This is a genomic window from Comamonas sp. A7-5 (genome assembly GCF_039581385.1).
Lineage (GTDB): Bacteria > Pseudomonadota > Gammaproteobacteria > Burkholderiales > Burkholderiaceae_C > Comamonas > Comamonas thiooxydans.
In genome coordinates this window covers 1-207 of sequence record NZ_JBCPWO010000083.1, presented here as the reverse complement: position 1 = coordinate 207, position 207 = coordinate 1, and the positions used below count along the sequence as shown (strand labels likewise).

Here is a 207-nt window from a genome sequence, read left to right as displayed (position 1 = left end):
ACAGCGATCTGAGCGTCAGCGGCGGCAGCTTGAGCGCTGTGAGCAGCAGCGATGGCGGCATCACCTGGACGGCGACCTTCACGCCCACGGCCAACCTGGAGAGCACGGTCAACCGGATCACACTGAACAACACCGGAGTGACAGACAAGGCGGGCAATGCGGGAGTGGGAATCACCGACTCGAACAACTACGCCGTCGACACCATGC

General features: G+C 62.8%; 1 protein-coding gene. It reads left to right on the top strand.

All coding sequences use genetic code 11. The features are described from left to right. Positions 1 to 8: 8 nt before the first annotated feature. Positions 9 to 207 (top strand): Ig-like domain-containing protein (locus tag AAIL67_RS24855; RefSeq protein ID WP_343485417.1); only part of this gene is annotated, 199 nt, incomplete at its 3' end.